The sequence below is a fragment of the Micromonospora auratinigra genome, assembly GCF_900089595.1.
GTDB classification, from domain to species: Bacteria; Actinomycetota; Actinomycetes; order Mycobacteriales; family Micromonosporaceae; genus Micromonospora; species Micromonospora auratinigra.
This window is the reverse complement of the sequence record NZ_LT594323.1, coordinates 4,324,705-4,342,137: the sequence shown is the minus strand read 5'-3', so window position 1 is coordinate 4,342,137 and position 17,433 is coordinate 4,324,705. Positions and strand designations below refer to the sequence as shown.

The following is a 17,433-nucleotide window of genomic DNA, read 5'->3' as shown; positions in this document are numbered from 1 at the left end:
ATGAAGCCCGCCTCGCTCTGGCCGGACGAGCAGCTGCCCGCGCACCACGTACCCCCGCCCTGGCCCGGCCGGGGGGTCCGGCTCGACGGCACGGTCACCTATGTCCGGGACACCCCGGCCACCGGCCCGGACGCCGAGCCGGCGCTCTACGTGCACGGTCTGGGCGGGTCCGCGCAGAACTGGACCGACCTGGCCGGCCTGCTCGCCGACCGGCTCGACGGGCAGGCCATCGACCTGCCGGGCTTCGGTCGCAGCGAACCGGGCCGGCGGTACACGATCCCGGCCTTCGCCGACCGGGTGGTCCGCTGGATCGAGCACAGCGACCGGGGGCCGGTGCACCTGTTCGGCAACTCGCTGGGCGGCGCGGTGGCGGTCCGGGTGGCGGCGTTGCGGCCGGAGTTGGTCCGCACGCTGACCCTGATCTCCCCGGCGCTGCCGTTCCTGGACTTCCGCCGCTCGTTGCAGGGGCGGATGCTGCCGCTGCTGGCGATCCCCCGGGGCGAGCGGCTGGCCGCCTGGCGGCTGGCCCAGCTCGCCCCGGAGGTGATGGCCCGGCAGGTGATGGAGGCGTGCATCGCGGACCTGAGCCGGATCAGCGAGCAGCGGCACCGGGAGGCCGTCGAGGAGATCCGGATCCGCTACGAGGCGACCCACTACGCGGCCGCGTACGTCCGGACCTTCCGTGGCCTGGTCGCCAGCTTCCTGCGCTCGTACCTGCCGGGGCCGGACTCGTTGTGGCGGCTGGCCGCCGGGGTGCGGGCGCCCACCCTGGTGGTGGGGGGACGGCAGGACCGACTGGTCGACGTGCGGGTGGCCCCGCAGGCCGCCCGGGTGATCCCGGACAGCCGCCTGCTGATGCTGGACGGGGTGGGCCACGTGGCCCAGCTGGAGGTGCCCCGGACCGTGGCCCGGGCGGTGTTGGCGCTGCTCACCGAAACGGGGGAGAGCGCGGAACGTCGCGACATGGCAGGCTGACCCGGATGCCCGCTTCCTCCCAGCCGCGCCGTCGCGTCGCGCGAGCCGCCCGCGCCGGTCGGTCGTCCCCTCGTCGGACCCGCTCGGTGCTGGTGGTGCTCGCCTTCCTGGCGGCCGCCGGGGTGGGTGTGGCGGTGGCCGTGCAGCGGCCGTCGTCCGGGGCGGAGGTGCTGGTCAGCGACGGGTCACCGGTGCCGCCGCCGGCCCTGGCGAGCGTCGTCCCGACGCCGTCGGCGAGCCCGTCGCCGGTCGCCGACCCGGTTCCGCCCGCGCCGGTGCTGGCCCTGCCGGGCCCGGTGCCCGCGCACGGCCGGGGGAGTTTCGCGTACGAGCCGCGGCCGGGTCCGGTGCTGGGCCGCGCCGGGGTGCTGCGCCGGTTCCGGGTGGCGGTGGAGAACGGCTCGGGGGAGGACGTGCACGCCTTCGCCGACGCGGTGCAGCGGGCCCTGGCCGGGCCGGGGAGTTGGGTGGACGACGGCCGGTTGCGGTTGCAGCGGGTCGCCCCGGGCAGCCGGTACGACTTCACGATCTTCCTCGCGACGCGGGACAGCGCGGGCCGGTTGTGCGGCCGGGGCGGCATCGACATCCGCAAGGGCGGGGTGCCGTACACGTCCTGCCGGGTGCCGGGCAAGGTGGTGATCAACCTGGACCGCTGGCGGCTCTCCGCGCCGCACCTGGTGGCCGCCGGGATGCCGCTGGACACCTACCGGCTGTACGTGGTCAACCACGAGGTGGGACACCAGTTGGGGCACCATCACGAGCGCTGCCCCGGCCTCGGGCGGCCGGCGCCGGTGATGCAGCAGCAGACGCTCTTCCTGGACGGCTGCCGGCCGTACCCGTGGCCGTACCTGAACGGGCGGAGGTACGCCGGCCGACCGGTCTGAAGACCTGATCGTGGCGATGGGAAGTATTTCGCGGAACAAGCGGTAAAAACGGCCGAATGCCCGAATTGCGTGTCAGGCTGGGGACATGACGTCGTCGTCCCCTGCCGACCCGCCTGCCGAGCCCGTACCCGGCGCCCGGCTCGACTTCGACCGCCCCGCCGCCCACCCCGGCACGGCGCAACCCGTCCGTCCCGGGCTGCGCCGGATGCGCCGCCGCCGGCGGCGGGCGGTGCTCCTCCTGCTCCTCCTGCTGGTGCTGACGGGCACCGGGGCGGGGGTGGGGACGGCGCTGCTGCGTCGTCCTCCGGCACCCGACCCGAGCCCGGTCGCGGCGGCCCGGGACGCCCGGCTGGCCGGCGCGGGTGGCGCGGGCGCGTCGGCCGGCCCCACCACCGGGTACCCGATCGAGGGCAGCGGCCGGTTCGCCGCCGCCGAGGGCGGCTCCCCGGTACGTGGCTACGAGGGACCGCTGCGCCGCTACCGGGTCGAGGTCGAGGCGGACGCCGGGCAGGACGTCGAGGACTTCGCCGCCACCGTGGACGCGGTGCTGGGGGACCCGCGCGGCTGGATCGCCTCCGGCCGGCTCCGGGTGCAGCGGGTCGCCGACCCCGTCGAGGCCGACTTCACGATCTACCTGGCCACCCCGGCCACCTCCGAGCGGATGTGCGCCGAGGGCGGCCTGGCCACCGAGCGCTACACCTCCTGCCGGTTGCCCGGCCGGGTGATCATCAACCTGGCGCGCTGGATGGAGGCGGTGCCCGACTACGGCGCCCCGCTGTCCGTCTACCGGACCTACGTGGTCAACCACGAGGTCGGTCACGAGTTCGGTGAGCTGCACCAGGCCTGCCCCCGGCGCGGGGCGCCGGCCCCGGTGATGCAGCAGCAGACGTACGGCCTGGACGGCTGCGTGGCCAACGCCTGGCCGTACCTGGACGGGGCCCGGTACGAGGGCGAGCCCACCGACGGGGTCTGAGTTATTCCCGGTCCCGCATGCCGGGCGACGTGTCCCTCCTCATGGCAGATCCCCACCGCGACGAGTGACAATTGCGCGGTCCCACCGCCGATCCCGGGGAGTCCACCGTGTCGTTGCCCCCGCTCGTCGAGCCCGCCGCCGAGCTGACCGTAGACGAGATCCGTCGCTACTCCCGCCACCTGATCATCCCGGACGTCGGGGTCGAGGGTCAGAAGCGGCTGAAGAACGCCCGGGTCCTCTGCGTGGGCGCCGGCGGCCTCGGCTCGCCCGCCCTGATGTACCTCGCTGCCGCCGGTGTCGGCACGCTCGGCATCATCGACTTCGACACCGTCGACGAGTCCAACCTCCAGCGGCAGATCATCCACGGCGTCTCCGACGTCGGCCGGTCCAAGGCCGAGTCCGCCGCCGCCTCGATCCGCGAGATCAACCCGCTGGTCAACGTCGAGATCCACAACACCGCGCTGGACCGGGAGAACGTCCGGGAGATCTTCTCCGGGTACGACCTGATCGTCGACGGCACCGACAACTTCGCCACCCGCTACATGGTCAACGACGCGGCGGTGCTGCTGGGCAAGCCGTACGTCTGGGGGTCGATCTACCGGTTCGACGGCCAGGCCTCGGTGTTCTGGGCCGAGCACGGCCCCTGCTACCGCTGCCTCTACCCGGAGCCCCCGCCGCCCGGCATGGTGCCGTCCTGCGCCGAGGGCGGCGTGCTGGGCGTGCTCTGCGCGTCCATCGGGTCGATCCAGGTCAACGAGGCGATCAAGCTGCTCACCGGCATCGGCGAGCCGCTGGTCGGCCGGCTGATGGTCTACGACGCCCTGGAGATGAGCTACCGCAAGATCAAGGTCCGCAAGGACCCGGACTGCGCGCTCTGCGGCGAGAACCCGACGGTCACCGACCTGCTGGAGGACTACGAGGACTTCTGCGGCGCGGTCTCCGAGGAGGCGCAGGAGGCGGTGGTCGACTCGACCATCACCGCGCTGGAGCTGAAGGAGTGGCAGGACGCCGGCAAGGACATCTTCCTGGTCGACGTCCGGGAGCCCGCCGAGTACGAGATCGTCCGGATCCCCGGCTCCACCCTCATCCCCAAGGGCGAGATCCTCTCCGGCGAGGCGCTGGCGAAGCTCCCGCAGGACAAGCAGATCGTGCTGCACTGCAAGTCCGGCGTCCGCTCCGCCGAGGCGCTCGCCGCGCTGAAGGCGGCCGGCTTCTCCGACGCCGTGCACCTGCAGGGCGGGGTGCTCTCCTGGGTCAAGCAGATCGACCCGTCGCTGCCCGCGTACTGAGTTCGGTGTCGGAAGGGCCCGCCCGGTTCCGGGCGGGCCCTTCCGCGTACCGGCGGGTTCTCCCGGGGCGGCCGCCCTGACGGTGATCGATCCGGTCCGCAACCCACCGGTGGTCGCCCCCGGCCGCCGGTGGGCCGGGCCACCCCTGGCCGAGCTACCGAGGCGTAACCCTGTTTCCCCAGGTAGCGTGTCCGCCGTGGTCGACTTGGACGCCGCGATCGGCTTCGTCGTGGCTCATGGGGACGCGGTGGACCGCGCCCGACTGTCCCGCCTGCGCACCGGCACGCCGGTGCCGCCCGACCTGCTCGACGCGGCCGAGGCCGGGCAGGCACCCGGGGGCGGCTGGCCCGCCGTGCTCGGTGGCGAGGTCGCCTCGGTCGACGCGACCTGTTACCGCCTGGCCGAGCTGGACGACCTCGGGGGCCTGAGCCGCCCGGCCGCGCGACACGCCCTGGACTGGCTGGCGGCCCGGCAGCTCCCCGACGGTGGCTGGGACGAGGACCCGTCGCTGGCCGGGTTCGCGCCCGAGTGGGCCACCCCGGGGGACCCGGAGGCCCGGCGCTTCCTGACCGCCAACGCCGGCTTCTGGCTGACCGTCGCCGGGCTGGACGCCCGCGCCGCCGGGCCGCTCGACCACCGGGTGGGCGGGGCGTACGCCGGGGTGGTGCAGGCGGCGGCGCAGGCCCTCGCCGCAGAACTCGCCCCCGACGGGAGCTGGCCGTCCTTCCTGCCCTTCGGCTGGCTGGCCGCGGCGGTGCTGCACCGCCAGCAGCTGTACTACGAGTCGGCGCGGATCCAGGCGGTGCTCGCCGAACGGATCCCGCAGATGTCCCCGGCCGACGTGGCCTGGCTCGCCGCCACGCTGCGCCGGGTCGAGGTCGGCGAGGAGCAGTGGCTGCTGGTCTCGGCGCGGAAGCGGCTCGCCGAGACGCAGCGCAGCGACGGCGGGTGGGACAGCGACGACGGCCACCAGTTCGACGTGCACACGACGCTGCGCGCGATCCGGGCCTGCCGCCCCACCGCGCCGGAGGCGCCGCCGGTCTCCGGCACCGTCTTCCTGTCCCCGCCGCCGGCCGCCTCGACGCCGCCGCCCGCGGTCCCGTCCCCCCGCCCGGCCCCGTCCCCCCGCGACCCGGAGACGCCGACCGCCCCACCCCCCGGCACCCCCGAACCCGTCTCCTGACCCCGCCGCCCACCCCCAGCGATCGCGCTGATTCCCGGAAAGAGTGGCCTCACGCGCCGCTGAGACCACTCTTTCCGGGAAAGTGCGCGGATCTTGGGCGGGGGCGGGGGCGGGCGGCGGGGGTGGGGAGGGCGGTCAGCGGAGGTGGGCGTCGCCGGTGACGACGTACTTGGTGCTGGTCAGTTCGGGGAGGCCCATGGGGCCCCTCGCGTGCAGTTTCTGGGTGGAGATGCCGATCTCGGCGCCGAAGCCGAACTCGCCGCCGTCGGTGAACCGGGTGGAGGCGTTCACCATCACCGCCGCCGCGTCCACCCGGGCCACGAACTCCCGGGCCGCCGGCTGGGAGTCGGTGACGATCGCCTCGGTGTGGCCGGTGCCGTACCGGCGGATGTGCGCGACCGCCGCGTCCAGCGAGTCGACCACGGCGACCGAGATGTCGGCCGAGAGGTACTCGGTGGCGAAGTCCTCCTCCGTCGCCGGCACCACGGCCGTGGAGTATCCGGCCACCCGGGCGTCGCCGTGCACGGTCACCCCGGCGTCGGCGAACGCGGCCAGCACCGCCGGCAGGAAGGCGTCCGCGATCCCGGCGTGGACCAGCAGCGACTCGGCGGTGTTGCAGGTGGACAGCCGCTGCGTCTTGGCGTTCAGGGTGATCGCGACCCCCTTCGCCACGTCGGCGGCGGCGTCCACGTAGACGTGGCAGTTGCCCACCCCGGTCTCGATCACCGGCACGGTGGACTCCTCCACCACGGTCCGGATCAGCGACGCGCCGCCGCGCGGGATCAGCACGTCGACCAGCCCCCGGGCCCGCATCAGCTCCTTGACCGAGTCGCGCGAGCCGGCGTCGAGCAGCTGCACCGCGTCCGCCGGCAGGCCGGCCCCGGCGACCGCGTCGCGCAGCACCGCGACCAGCGCGGCGTTGGAGTGCGCCGCCGACGAGGAGCCGCGCAGCAGCGCGGCGTTGCCGGACTTCAGGCAGATGCCGGCCGCGTCCACGGTCACGTTGGGCCGGGCCTCGTAGATGATGCCGACCACCCCGAACGGCACCCGGATCTGGCGCAGCTCCAGCCCGTTGGGGAGGGTGGAGCCGCGGACCACCTCGCCGACCGGGTCGGGCAGCGCGGCCATCTGGCGCAGCGCGTCCGCGATGCCGGCGACCCGCCCCGCGTCGAGGGCGAGCCGGTCCAGCACGGCCGCGCTCAGTCCGGCCGCGCGCCCGGCCGCCAGGTCCGCCTCGTTCGCGGTCAGGATCTCCGGCGTACGCGCCACCAGCGCGTCGGCCATCGCGTGCAGCGCGGCGTCCTTGGCCGTACGCGGGGCGAGGACCAGTTCGTTCGCCGCCTCCCGGGCCGCCCGGGCCTGCTCGGTCACGCTCATCTCTGGGGCACTCCTTCGGCGGTCGGGCTCACAGCAGGACGAGGTCGTCGCGGTGCACGACCTCCCGTTCGTACGCCGGGCCGAGCGCCGCGGCGAGTTCGGTGGTGGAGCGGCCGAGCAGCCCGGGCAGCTCCACCGCGTCGTAGTTGACCAGCCCCCGGGCCACCGGCGCGCCCTCGGTGTCGACCAGGTCGACCGGGTCGCCGGCGGTGAACGCGCCGTCCACCGCGGTGATGCCGGCCGGCAGCAGCGACTTGCGCCGGCCCACCACGGCCTGCACCGCGCCCGGGTCGAGGTGCAGCCGGCCGCGGGGCGCGGTGGCGTGCGCCAGCCAGAAGAGCCGGGCCGCCGGGCGGCGGCTGCTCGGGTGGAAGAAGGTGCCGACCGGCTCGCCGGCCAGCGCGGCGCCGGCCAGCGGGGCGGCGGTGAGCACCACCGGGATGCCGAAGCCGGTGGCGATCCGGGCCGCCTCCACCTTGGTCACCATGCCGCCGGTGCCGACGCCGGCCCGGCCCGCGCCGCCGACCTGCACGCCGGCCAGGTCGCCGTCGCCGTGCACCTCGGCGATCCGGGTGCTGCCCGGCCGGGACGGGTCGCCGGTCCAGAGCGCGTCCACGTCGGAGAGGAGCACCAGCAGGTCGGCGTCGACCAGGGCGGCGACCAGCGCGGCCAGCCGGTCGTTGTCGCCGAACCGGATCTCCTCGGTGGCCACCGTGTCGTTCTCGTTGACGATCGGCACCGCGCGCAGGTCGAGCAGCTTGCGCAGAGTCCGGTACGCGTTGCGGTAGTGCGCCCGCCGGGTCACGTCGTCGACGGTGAGCAGCACCTGCCCGACGGTGAGCCGGTGCCGGGCGAAGCTGCCCGCGTACCGGCCGATCAGCAGGCCCTGCCCGACGCTGGCGGCGGCCTGCTGGGTGGCCAGGTCGCGCGGGCGGCGGGGCAGCCCGAGCGGGGCCAGCCCGGCGGCGATCGCGCCGGAGGAGACCAGCACCACCTCGCGTCCGGCGGTGGCCAGTGCGCCGAGGGTGTCGACCAGGGTGTCGACCCGTGCCTCGTCGAGGCCGCCGGTCGCCGTGGTCAGCGAGGAGGAGCCGATCTTGACGACGATCCGGCGGGCCGAGGTGACTGCTTCACGCACCGGACCATTCTGCGCGTCGGGGTCCTCCGGGCCGGCGCGCCTTCCCATATCGTGGCCGGTCGTGACACCTGACGAGTACGTCGAGGCGGTGCTCGACCTGGTCGAGCGGATCCCGCCGGGACGGGTGATGTCGTACGGGGCGGTGGCGGACGCGCTGGCCGAGCGCTCGGGGCGCGCCTCGGCCCGGCTGGTCGGCTCGATCATGGCCCGGCACGGGGGTGGGGTGCCCTGGCACCGGGTGGTGAACTCGGCCGGCCGGCTGCCGCCGGGGCACGAGCGGGAAGCGCGGGCCCGGCTGCGCGCCGAGGGCTGCCCGTTGCGCGGGGACGGGGTGGACATCCGGGCGGCGGCCTGGTCGCCGGAGCCGGGGATGTGATCCGGGCCATAACGTGAGTAACATTCGGCCGCATGACAGCAACGGGCCTGCCCCGCCGGGTGCACCTCGGGTACGCGCTCGGTTCCCTGGTCACCGGGGCGTTCGGTACGGTGCCCGGGCTGCTCCTATTGCCGTACCTGACCGACACGCTGGGCGTGGCGGCCGGCGTCGCCGCCCTGCTGGTGCTCCTGCCGAAGGCGTGGGACGTGCTGGTCAACCCGGTCGCCGGGCGGATCTCCGACCGGACCCGGTCGCGCTGGGGCGCGCGCCGGCCGTACCTGCTCGGCGGGGGGCTGGCGCTGGCCGTCCTGTTCGCCGCGATCTTCGCCGCCCCGTTCGGGACCGGCCCGGCCGCCGGGGCGTACGTCGCGGTCGCCTTCCTGGCCACCGCCACCGCGTTCGCCTTCTTCCAGGTGCCGTACGTGGCGATGCCGGCCGAGCTGACCGCCGACCCGGCGGAGCGTACCCGGCTGATGAGCTGGCGGATCGCGGTGCTGGCGCTGGCCATCCTGGTCTCCGGCGCGGTGGCCCCGGCGGTGGTGGCCGCCGGTGGCGACGGCGTGCCGGGGCACCGCTGGACGGGGCTCTTCGTCGCCGCGCTGATCGTGGCGGGCACCCTCGGCGCGTTCCTCGGCACCCGTAGCGCGCCGGCCGGCACCGTCGCGGAGACCGAACCCAGCCTGCGCGCGCAGCTCGCCGTGGCCGGGGCGAACCGGCCGTTCCGGGCCCTGCTGCTCTGCTTCGTGGTGCAGTCCGCCGGGGTGGCCACCGTGCTGGCCGGGGTGAAGTACTTCGCCGGCCAGGTGCTGCGCGACCCGGACGGCGGGCCGACCCTGCTCTTCGCCTGCTTCGTCGGGCCGGCGCTGCTGGTCATGCCGCTCTGGACCCGGGTCGGCGCGCGCGCCGGCAAGCGGGCCGGGCTGGTGGCCGCGTCGCTGCTCTTCGCGGCCGGTGCGCTGGCCCTGGTCGCGTCCCCGGTGCTGCCCGCCGCCGGGGTCTACGCGGTGGTCGCGCTGATCGGCGTCGGCTACGCCGGCCAGCAGGTCTTCGCCCTCGCCATGCTGCCGGACTGCATCGCCCACGACACCGCGCGCACCGGGCGGCGGCAGGCCGGCGTGTTCACCGGGGTCTGGACCGCCGGGGAGACCCTCGGCCTGGCCCTCGGCCCCGGCATCTACGGACTGGTGCTCCAGCTCTCCGGCTACGTCTCCTCGGCGACCGGGGTGGCCGCCACCCAGCCGGCGAGCGCCCGCCTCGGCGTGCTGCTCGGCTTCAGCGTGCTGCCCGCGCTGCTGGTCGCGGCGCCGGTCGTCCTGCTGCGCGCCTACACCCTGCCCGCCGCCCCGGTCGCACCGTTCGAGAGAGGCGTCCCCACCAGATGACCGACCAGAAGCTGACCGCCCTGCCCGCCCGGGGGGTACCCGCACCGCAGGTCCTCGACGAGGTGCGGGCGCTGCGGGCGGGGGACCGGCCCACCCACGGCGGCCGGCTGTTCGCGTACGTCTACGACCCCGGGGTGGCCGGGCTGGACGAGCTGGCGCAGGCCGCGTACGCCCAGAGCGCGCACGTCAACGGGCTCGACCCGACCGCCTTCCCGTCCCTGCTGGCGATGGAGAACGGGCTGGTCGGCGCGGCGGCCCGGCTGCTCGGTGGTGGGCCCGGCAGCACCGCCCCGGACGTGGTCGGCAGCGTCACCAGCGGCGGCACCGAGTCGCTGATGCTGGCCGTGAAGGCCGCCCGGGACGCCCGCCCCGACCTCGCCGAGCCACGGATCGTGGTGCCGACCAGCGGGCACGCCGCCTTCGCCAAGGCCGCCCACTACCTGCGGGTGGTCCTCGACCCGGTGCCGGTCGACCCGGTGACCCTGCGGCCGGCCCCCGCCGAGGTGGCCGCCGCGATCCGGCCGGAGACCGTGCTGGTCGCCGCCTCCGCCCCGTCGTACGCGCACGGCGTCGTCGACCCGGTCGCGGAGATCGCCGCGGCCGCGGCGGCGGCCGGGGTGCGCTGTCACGTGGACGCCTGCTTCGGCGGCTGGACGCTGCCCTGGCTGCGCCGGCTCGGCGCGCCGGTGCCCCCGTTCGACTTCACCGTCGACGGGGTCACCTCGATCTCCGTCGACCTGCACAAGTACGCGTACGCGCCGAAGGGGGTGTCGGTGCTGCTGCACGGGAGCGCGGCGCTGCGCGCCCCGCAGTACTTCGCGTACGCCGACTGGCCCGGGTACACGATGGTCAACCCGGTGATCGCCTCGACCCGCTCCGGCGGGCCGATCGCCGCCGCCTGGGCCACCCTGCGGCACCTCGGGGAGGACGGCTACCTGCGGCTGGCCGCGACGACCCGGGACGCGGTCGCCGGGCTGGCCGACGCGGTCCGCGCCGTCGACGGGCTGCGGCTGCTGGCCGAGCCGGCGGCGACCGTGGTCTGCTTCACCGCCGACGACCCGGGGCTGGACCTGTTCGTGCTGGTCGACGAGCTGACCGCCCGGGGCTGGCACACCCAGCCCCAGCTCTCGTACGCCGGCCTGCCGGCCAGCGTGCACCTGACGGTGACCGCGTCGGTCGCGCCCCGGGTCGCCGAGTTCGCCCCGGCGCTGGCGGCGGCGGTGGCGGCGGCCCGGGCGGCCGGCCCGGTCGAGCTGCCGCCGGAACTGCGGGCCCTCGCGGCCGGCCTGACCCCGGACGCGCTCACCCCCGAGCTGGTCGCCGGGCTCGCCGCCGGCCTCGGGCTGGGCGCGACCGGGGTGCCGGACCGGATGGCGGTGGTGAACACCCTGCTCGACGCCGCGCCCCCGGCGGTCCGGGAGCGGCTGCTGGCCGAGTTCGTCGGCCTGCTGCAACGCCCGACCTGGTGAGCCGGGGGCGGCGGTCGGGCCGGACCGCCGCCCCCGGCTCGCGGATCAGTCGGGCACCGTGACGGTGACGGAGTTGTCCTTCGGGGTCAGGTCCGGCCAGGAGCGGTCGCGGGTGTCGTAGTGCTCCGCCACGATCGAGGCCCGGCCGGTCCGGTCCGGCGTCGGCGGGGCGATCTGGAACCGGAAGGTCCAGCTCCGCTTCCCGCCCACCGCCAGCCCCGGCAGCCGGCAACTGATTTCCGGGTCCGTCGACTCCGGCCCGCAGCGGGACCAGTCCCCGCCGTCCGGCGTGCCGATCATCCCCAACTGGCTCAGGCCGAGCCCGGGTACGGCCAGCGGCCCGTGGTTGACGACGGTCACCGTCAGCGAGCCGGACCGCTTCCCGTCCGCGCCCGGCGGGCCGAGCACCAGGTCGCCCGCCGTCAGGGTCAGGTCGGTCAGCCGGGTGTCGGGTCCCCACGCCGTCGGGCCGGCGACCTGGGTGAATGTCGTGCCACCCCAGCGGTACGTCCGCCACTGGGTCCGGGTCAGGTAGGGCGGCGTGCCGCAGCAGGGGTGTCGATCGCCCACCTTCACCAGCACCGAGCCGTTCTGCACCGCGACGGCGAGCACGTCCTCGATCGTCTCCGGGCCCTCCCCCTCGGTGCGGACCACCCGGCCCACGGTGACGATGTCGCCCTGCCGGTTCCGGTCGAAGACCACCACCTGCTTCGCCGACGCCTCGCCGACGCGGCAGCCCAGGATCGCCACCGTCTCCGCCGCGCCGTCGGCGTCCACGTCACCGTGTTCCAGCTCGATCAGGTACGGCCGCTGCACCTGGACCGTGCTGCCCGGCAGCAGCCGTACGTCGCTGGGGTCGGGGCAGTCGCGGCCCGCCCAGGAGGGCAGGTCGACCGGAGCGGCGAGCAACTGCCGCTCGCTGATCCGCCCGTCGGGGGCGGCCCTCGTCGGGCTGGTCGACGGGGTCGGGGTCGGGCTCGACGAGGGGGTCGGGTCAGCGGTCGGCGTCGGTATGGCCGTCGGGGTGCCGGTCGGCGGCCGCGGCGGGTCGTGGCGCAGCGCCGCCCCGGCGGCGATCGGGGTGACCACCAGCACGACCGCCGCCGTGACACCGGCGACGGCGGTACGGCGACGGCGACGCAGGGTCCGTCGGGCGGCCATCGGACCGGGCCCGTCGATGCGGGTGCTCAGGTCCCCGCGGTACGCGTCGAAGCGCGTCCGCAGCGGGTCACGGTCGGACATCGCGGACCTCCTCCGTGCTCTCGTCGAGCCGTGCGGCGAGGGCGGCGCGCCCCCGGTGCAGCCAGGACTTCACCGTCCCCTCCGGGACTTCCTCCTGCGCGGCGATCTGCGCCACCGTCAGGTCGGCCAGGTAGTGCAGCACCACGGCCCGCCGCTGGTTCGGCGGCAGGGTCGCCAGTGCCCGGTCGATCGCCACCCGGTCCGGTGTCGGACCGGGCACCTCGGGTTCCACCTGCCGCTGGCGCAACAGGTGGTCGCGGGCGGTCCGCAGCCGGCGCCACCGGCTGCGGGCCAGGTTCCAGGCGACCTGGCGCACCCAGGCCACCGGGTCGTCGTAGCGGACCAGCTTCTCCCAGCGGGCCAGCGCCCGGCAGAACGCCTCCTGCGCCAGGTCCTGTGCCAGCCCGAGGTCGCCGGTGTACGCGCAGAGCTGGGTGGTCACGCTGCGGAAGTGCGCGTGGTAGAAGTCGTCGAAGGTGGGCGTCGGAGCCACCGCCGGGTCGTCGGCCGGTGGTGGTTCGTTCGCGCGGGCCCTCATCCTCACTGTCACAGTCCCTCCCCCGTACGCGGGCTGCCGGGTGGTCCGGCGCCGGTAACACTCCGGCCATGGGGATCGGGTTGCGCCCCCGGGCCGTCGGGTCCCCGACGGTCAACCGGCGGGCAGCACCAGGTCCGTCCGGGTGGTGTTGTCGGCCGGGGTGCCGTCGGCGGGGAAGGAGCCGCCGATGTTCGCCCGCACGGTCAGCGCCATGCCGGTGAGGGTCCGCGCCGGTCCGCCGGGCGCGATGTTGACCGTGACCCCGATCCGGTACGTCTTCGTGCCGCCCGACGGCACCGGCCCGTCACCGGTGCACCACGACGTCTTCGTGTCGTCGGTCTGCTCCCGGTTGAAGCAGCCCCCGATGTTGGTTCCGGTCAGGTCGATCGTCGCCTCCACGGGCAGCACCACGATCAGGTCCCCGGCGTCGTACGCCCGGGTGCCCGCGTTGCCCATGGTGACGTCGAGCCAGCCGGTGTACCGGCCGCCCTCGGGGGTCAGGGTGAGGGTCCGGGGCGCATGGATGGACAGGTCGAGGTACCGGGTCGAGGAGGGCGACGGGGACCGGCGTGGCGTCGGCGCGCCCGTCGACGGCGTCCCGCTGGGCGAGCCGGCCGGGGTGGCGCTCGCCGAGGGCGACCCGGTGGGGGTGGGACCGGGCGAGGCGGTGGGGGACGGCGTGGCCGGCGTGCCGCTCGGCCACCCCGAGGGCAGGCCGGTCGCCGGTGAGCTGCCGGTGACCACCGCCGGTGGCGGTGCCGCAGGCAGCCGGACCAGTCCGGCCGCGCCGGCCACCGCGACCACCGCCGCCGCGACGGCGGGTAGCGCCGCCCGGTTGCGCAAGCGCCGGTACGCGCGGCGGCGGGGCACGTCCGGGTCGGGATCGGTGACCTGTCGCAGGCCGGTGGCGCGCAGGTCGGCGAAGGCGTCGACCAGCCGGTCCGGGCCCGGATTCCGTGGGTCCATCAGTGGGCCACCCTTCCGGTCGGGTCCGCCGCGGGCGCGGGGCCGTGGTCGGCGAGGCGGCTGGCGAGCGTGGCGCGGGCCCGGTGCAGCCAGGACTTGACGGTGCCGGGGGCCACCCCGCACTCCTCGGCGATCTCGCCGACGGTCAGTTCGGCCAGGTAGTACAGGACCACCGCACGCCGGTGGTTGGCCGGCAGCGTGCGCAGGGCGGCGGCCAGCGCGACCCGGTCGGGCCCGGGCCCGTCCACCACCTCCGGTCGCTGCCGCTCCCCGAACAGCCGGGCGGTACGCAGCCGACGCCACCGGCTGGCGGCGGCGTTCCAGGCGACCCGGCGGACCCAGGCCACCGGGTCGTCGTACCGGGCGATCCGGTCCCAGCGGGGCCAGGCCCGGCTGAACGCCTCCTGCACCAGGTCCTGCGCCTCGCCCATGTCCCCGACGAACGCGTGGAGCTGCACCACCAGCGATGGGAAGTGGCGGCGGTAGACCTCGTCGAAGCCGGGCCCGGCATCCTCGTCCACCGCAGCACTCACCTCGATCGTCCATCGGGGCGGCGACTGCTCCTCGCCGTCCGGGGTGGGAGGGCGCGGCCGCAGGTACACCTGCGGCCGCGCCTGCGCCTGGGCCATCACCGTCAGCCGGCGGCGGCGGTGACGTAGAAGGTGGCGGTGTTGTCGGTCGGGTCGACGTCGGCCAGCTCGTCGCCCCAGCCGAAGACGGCGAACAGCCGCACCGATCCGGGCCCGAGGTCGCCGGGGGCCACGTCGGCGGACGCTCGGAGCAGCAGCGTCACGGTCCGCTCCTCACCCGGCATGAACTGGCCGCCCGGCACCTCGCAGTCGGCCCCGCACATGGCGGCCGGCTCGGTGCCGACGACCTCGACCCCGGCCGGCAGCGTCGGGGTGAGCCAGTACGCGTCGTGGGCCGCGTCCCCGTCGACCCGTACGGTCACCGGCAGCCGCCCGGACCAGGTCCCGTCCTCCTGCCGGGCGAGCACGACCGGCCCGGCCGCCGCCACCGACGCGTGGGTCCGGGTGTCCCGCACGTACGGCCGGGGGTCGTCCAGCGAACCGGTGGTGGAGCGGAACAACGCGGTCACGTCGGCCGTGTCGTTCGCCGGGTTCGCGTCCCCGGTCGTCACCGCGACCCGGCCGCCGGGGGTGGCCATCGCGTACGGCCGGGTGGTGGTGAGCACCCGGAAGTCGACGCTGAACCGGCGTCGCTCACCCGGTTGCAGCGCCCCGCCCGGCACGGAGCAGTAGATCGTGCGCACCGGCTTCGGAGCGCTGAAGAAGCACGGGTCGGACGGGGTGGTGGCGACGAACGCCCCGGGCACCGGTTCGGTGATGGCCAGGTCGAGGTAACCGGCCTGGGCACCCCGGTAGGTGACGGTCACCGGCAGGCTGCCCGCGTACCCCCGGTCGGTCGGGTCCAGCACGAGCCGGCCGACGGAGACCGAGCTGTCGCCTGGCGCGGCGGCGGCCGGCGCGGCCGCCCCGAGCAGCGCCAGCCCCGCGCCCAGCGCGCCGGCCAGCAGCCGGCGGGTGATGGTGGTGTTCATCCGGTGGTCCTCCCGATCCCCGTGGGCCGCCGGCGGTTCCCGCCGGCGGTGTTCAGGCAAGACACTCCTGGCCCTCCGGGGCGGTTGCGGTGGATCGAGGGCCGGCGATCGTCGGGTGCCGGACAGTCGCGCCGGCCACCCGCCGCGCCCGGCGGTCGGCTGCCGCACCCGGCAGGCGTCCCGCCCCGGAACGGGACGGGACGCCTGCCGAGCGGACCCGAGGGCGCTCACCGGTAACCGATGGTGTCCTCGTTGTTGCCGAAATCCGGGTCGAGCAGGTTGTTCAGGTCCGGACCGAGCGCCGTGCCCTTCACGAGCGCCCGGCCCGGTGTCAGGTCGACGTTCGGCGGGAGCCGTACCCCGAGGCGCAGGGTCACCTCGGCGTGCGGGCCGAGGGATCCCCACAGGCACGACGGGGGGCGGAGCCGGGGCATGTCCGGCCGGCACCCGGCCCACCCGCCCCCGTCGGCCACCAGGGAGGGCGGCAGGTCGAGTGAGAGGTCGACGTTGTCGGCCACCCGGTCGCCCAGGTTGCGCAGCCGTACCTCGATCGTGCCCACCTGGGAGCCGTCGGCGTCGGGCCGCAGCACCAGGTCGGACGCCGTCACCGCCAGGTCGGTGGAGTAGGGGTTCGGCCCGAAGGTCGTCGGCCCCTCCGCCTGCCGGAACTGCTCGCCGTCCCACCGGTAGCCGCGCCACTGCCGCTGCGACCAGTCGCCGGGCCACCCACCGCCGGGCGCGATGTCACCGACCCGCACCCGGACCACGCCGTCGGCGCGAACGTCCAGGTCGATCAGCCACTGCGGCGTCTCCCGGGCCGTGCGGACCACCCGGCCGAGTGTGACGATGGCACCCGCGGTGTTCCGGTCGAAGGCGACCACCTGCTGGGAGCCGAAGCCGCGATCGACGCACTGGACGAGGGCGACGGTCTCGGTCGCGCCGTCACCGTCCACGTCGCCGTAGGCGAGCGTGTACAGCGTGACGGTGTTGTTCCCCCGCTCCGCCACCAGCCGGACGTCGGTCGACGCACACCCGTTCCCGCTCCGCCAGGCCGGTAGGTCCACCCGGGCGGCGAGCAACTGCTTCCGGCTGATCCGGCCGTCCGGTGCCGGCGGGGCGTGCCCGGCGACGGTCGGGCTGCTCGTGGGGGTCGGGGAGAGCGACGGGCCGGGCGTCGGGGAGAGCGTGGGCTCCACCGGCCGGGGCGCGGGATCGCGGTCGAACGCCGCGTACCCGACGGCGGGGCCGGTCAGCAGTGCGACGGCGGACACGACGGCGGCGGCCAGCGTCCGACGGTGGTTCCGGCGTACCGTGCGACGGACCGCCGCCGGGCCCGGCACCTCCACCTCGGCGATCGCCGTCGCCCGGTACCGGCCGAGCTGCTCGGCGAGGAGGGCGTGGTTCTCCTGCTCAGACATCGCGCACCTCCCCGGTGCTCTCGCGCAGTTGGGCGGCCAGCGCGGCCCGGCCGCGGTGCAGCCAGGACTTGACGGTGCCCTCGGCGACGCGTTCCTGGTCCGCGATCTCGGCGACCGACAGGTCGGCGAGGTAGTAGAGGATCACCGCCCGGCGCTGGCGCGGCGGCAGCTTCGCCATGGCGGTGTCGACCGCCACCCGGTCCGGGTTCGGCCCCGCCACGTGCGTCTCCCGCTGCCGGCGCAGGTAGGCCTGCGCGGTGCGCAGCCGTCGCCAGCGGTTGTGCGCGAGGTTCCAGGCGACCCGCCGTACCCAGGCCAGCGGATCGTCGTAGCCGGCCACCCGTTCCCACCGGGCGAAGGCCTGGCAGAAGGCGTCCTGGACCAGGTCCTGGGCCTGCGACCGGTCACCGGTGTACGCGGCCAACTGGACCACCAACGCCCGGAAGTGGGCGTGGTAGAACCCGTCGAAGCTGAGTGCCGGGCTCTCCGGTGCGGGGTCCGGCGGGGGACCGCCGATCCGGATCTCTCTGGTCACGCTCACTCGTCCTCCCCGTGCGGGTCCGGCGGCTCGTCCGCCTCCCGCCCGCTAGACAGGCGAGCGGCCGGAATGGTTGCGGGGCCGTCGGCCGCCGGCTATCCGGTTGCGGACAGTCCGCCCCCGG

At 75.6% G+C, this 17,433-nt stretch carries 16 protein-coding genes and 1 pseudogene; 8 read left to right on the top strand and 9 right to left on the bottom strand.

Features of this window, described 5'->3' with window-relative positions:
* The 5 genes and pseudogenes from GA0070611_RS19445 to GA0070611_RS19425 form a co-directional block, all read left to right on the top strand.
* Complete coding sequence (locus GA0070611_RS19445) at positions 1–975, top strand: alpha/beta fold hydrolase (protein WP_091666333.1); 975 nt, start codon at positions 1–3, stop codon at positions 973–975.
* A gap of 5 nt (positions 976–980) precedes the next feature.
* The gene (locus tag GA0070611_RS19440; protein WP_091666331.1) at positions 981–1,859 is read left to right on the top strand and encodes a DUF3152 domain-containing protein; all 879 of its coding nucleotides are present in this window, start codon (positions 981–983) and stop codon (positions 1,857–1,859) included.
* Positions 1,860–1,944: 85 nt separating this feature from the next.
* Positions 1,945–2,832, top strand: a complete 888-nt coding sequence (locus GA0070611_RS19435) for a DUF3152 domain-containing protein (RefSeq protein WP_231921166.1) — start codon at positions 1,945–1,947, stop codon at positions 2,830–2,832.
* Between the two features lie 71 nt (positions 2,833–2,903).
* Positions 2,904–4,121, top strand: a complete 1,218-nt coding sequence (moeZ, locus tag GA0070611_RS19430) for an adenylyltransferase/sulfurtransferase MoeZ (protein WP_197675744.1) — start codon at positions 2,904–2,906, stop codon at positions 4,119–4,121.
* A gap of 145 nt (positions 4,122–4,266) precedes the next feature.
* Positions 4,267–5,136: pseudogene (locus GA0070611_RS19425) on the top strand (hypothetical protein); the annotation flags it as partial.
* 303 nt (positions 5,137–5,439) lie between these two features.
* Here GA0070611_RS19425 and GA0070611_RS19420 read toward each other — a convergent pair.
* Both GA0070611_RS19420 and proB read right to left on the bottom strand, forming a co-directional pair.
* Positions 5,440–6,681 carry a glutamate-5-semialdehyde dehydrogenase gene (locus GA0070611_RS19420; protein ID WP_091666329.1) on the bottom strand — a complete coding sequence of 414 codons (1,242 nt, stop codon included), beginning with the start codon at positions 6,679–6,681 and terminating at the stop codon, positions 5,440–5,442.
* A gap of 28 nt (positions 6,682–6,709) precedes the next feature.
* Positions 6,710–7,819 (bottom strand): glutamate 5-kinase, encoded by a 1,110-nt coding sequence (gene proB / locus GA0070611_RS19415; RefSeq protein WP_197675743.1) that lies wholly within the window; start codon positions 7,817–7,819, stop codon positions 6,710–6,712.
* Between the two features lie 61 nt (positions 7,820–7,880).
* Here proB and GA0070611_RS19410 point away from each other — a divergent pair, with 61 nt between their 5' ends.
* The 3 genes from GA0070611_RS19410 to GA0070611_RS19400 are packed head-to-tail and all read left to right on the top strand — an operon-like array spanning position 7,881 to position 11,046.
* Positions 7,881–8,195 (top strand): MGMT family protein, encoded by a 315-nt coding sequence (locus GA0070611_RS19410; protein ID WP_091666324.1) that lies wholly within the window; start codon positions 7,881–7,883, stop codon positions 8,193–8,195.
* A gap of 32 nt (positions 8,196–8,227) precedes the next feature.
* A complete protein-coding gene (locus tag GA0070611_RS19405) occupies positions 8,228–9,577 on the top strand; it encodes an MFS transporter (protein WP_091666322.1) in 1,350 nt (449 codons plus the stop codon).
* Complete coding sequence (locus GA0070611_RS19400; RefSeq protein ID WP_091666320.1) at positions 9,574–11,046, top strand: pyridoxal phosphate-dependent decarboxylase family protein; 1,473 nt, start codon at positions 9,574–9,576, stop codon at positions 11,044–11,046. The genes GA0070611_RS19405 and GA0070611_RS19400 overlap by 4 nt, the downstream gene beginning before the upstream one ends.
* Before the next feature lie 45 nt (positions 11,047–11,091).
* Here the strand turns inward: GA0070611_RS19400 and GA0070611_RS19395 are convergent, their stop codons facing one another.
* The 7 genes from GA0070611_RS19395 to GA0070611_RS19365 all read right to left on the bottom strand — a co-directional run bounded on the left by GA0070611_RS19395 (position 11,092) and on the right by GA0070611_RS19365 (position 17,312).
* A complete protein-coding gene (locus GA0070611_RS19395; protein WP_091666318.1) occupies positions 11,092–12,288 on the bottom strand; it encodes a hypothetical protein in 1,197 nt (398 codons plus the stop codon).
* Complete coding sequence (locus GA0070611_RS19390; protein WP_091666316.1) at positions 12,275–12,826, bottom strand: SigE family RNA polymerase sigma factor; 552 nt, start codon at positions 12,824–12,826, stop codon at positions 12,275–12,277. Before GA0070611_RS19390 ends, GA0070611_RS19395 begins: the two co-directional genes overlap by 14 nt.
* A gap of 111 nt (positions 12,827–12,937) precedes the next feature.
* Positions 12,938–13,792, bottom strand: a complete 855-nt coding sequence (locus GA0070611_RS19385) for a hypothetical protein (protein ID WP_091666313.1) — start codon at positions 13,790–13,792, stop codon at positions 12,938–12,940.
* Positions 13,792–14,421 carry a SigE family RNA polymerase sigma factor gene (locus GA0070611_RS19380; protein WP_091673136.1) on the bottom strand — a complete coding sequence of 210 codons (630 nt, stop codon included), beginning with the start codon at positions 14,419–14,421 and terminating at the stop codon, positions 13,792–13,794. The genes GA0070611_RS19385 and GA0070611_RS19380 overlap by 1 nt, the downstream gene beginning before the upstream one ends.
* 5 nt (positions 14,422–14,426) lie before the next feature.
* Positions 14,427–15,353, bottom strand: a complete 927-nt coding sequence (locus GA0070611_RS19375; RefSeq protein WP_091666311.1) for a hypothetical protein — start codon at positions 15,351–15,353, stop codon at positions 14,427–14,429.
* 227 nt (positions 15,354–15,580) lie between these two features.
* A complete protein-coding gene (locus tag GA0070611_RS19370; protein WP_091666309.1) occupies positions 15,581–16,771 on the bottom strand; it encodes a hypothetical protein in 1,191 nt (396 codons plus the stop codon).
* On the bottom strand, positions 16,764–17,312 hold the full coding sequence (locus GA0070611_RS19365) for a SigE family RNA polymerase sigma factor (protein ID WP_091666306.1): 549 nt from the start codon (positions 17,310–17,312) through the stop codon (positions 16,764–16,766). The genes GA0070611_RS19370 and GA0070611_RS19365 overlap by 8 nt, the downstream gene beginning before the upstream one ends.
* Positions 17,313–17,433: the final 121 nt, after the last annotated feature.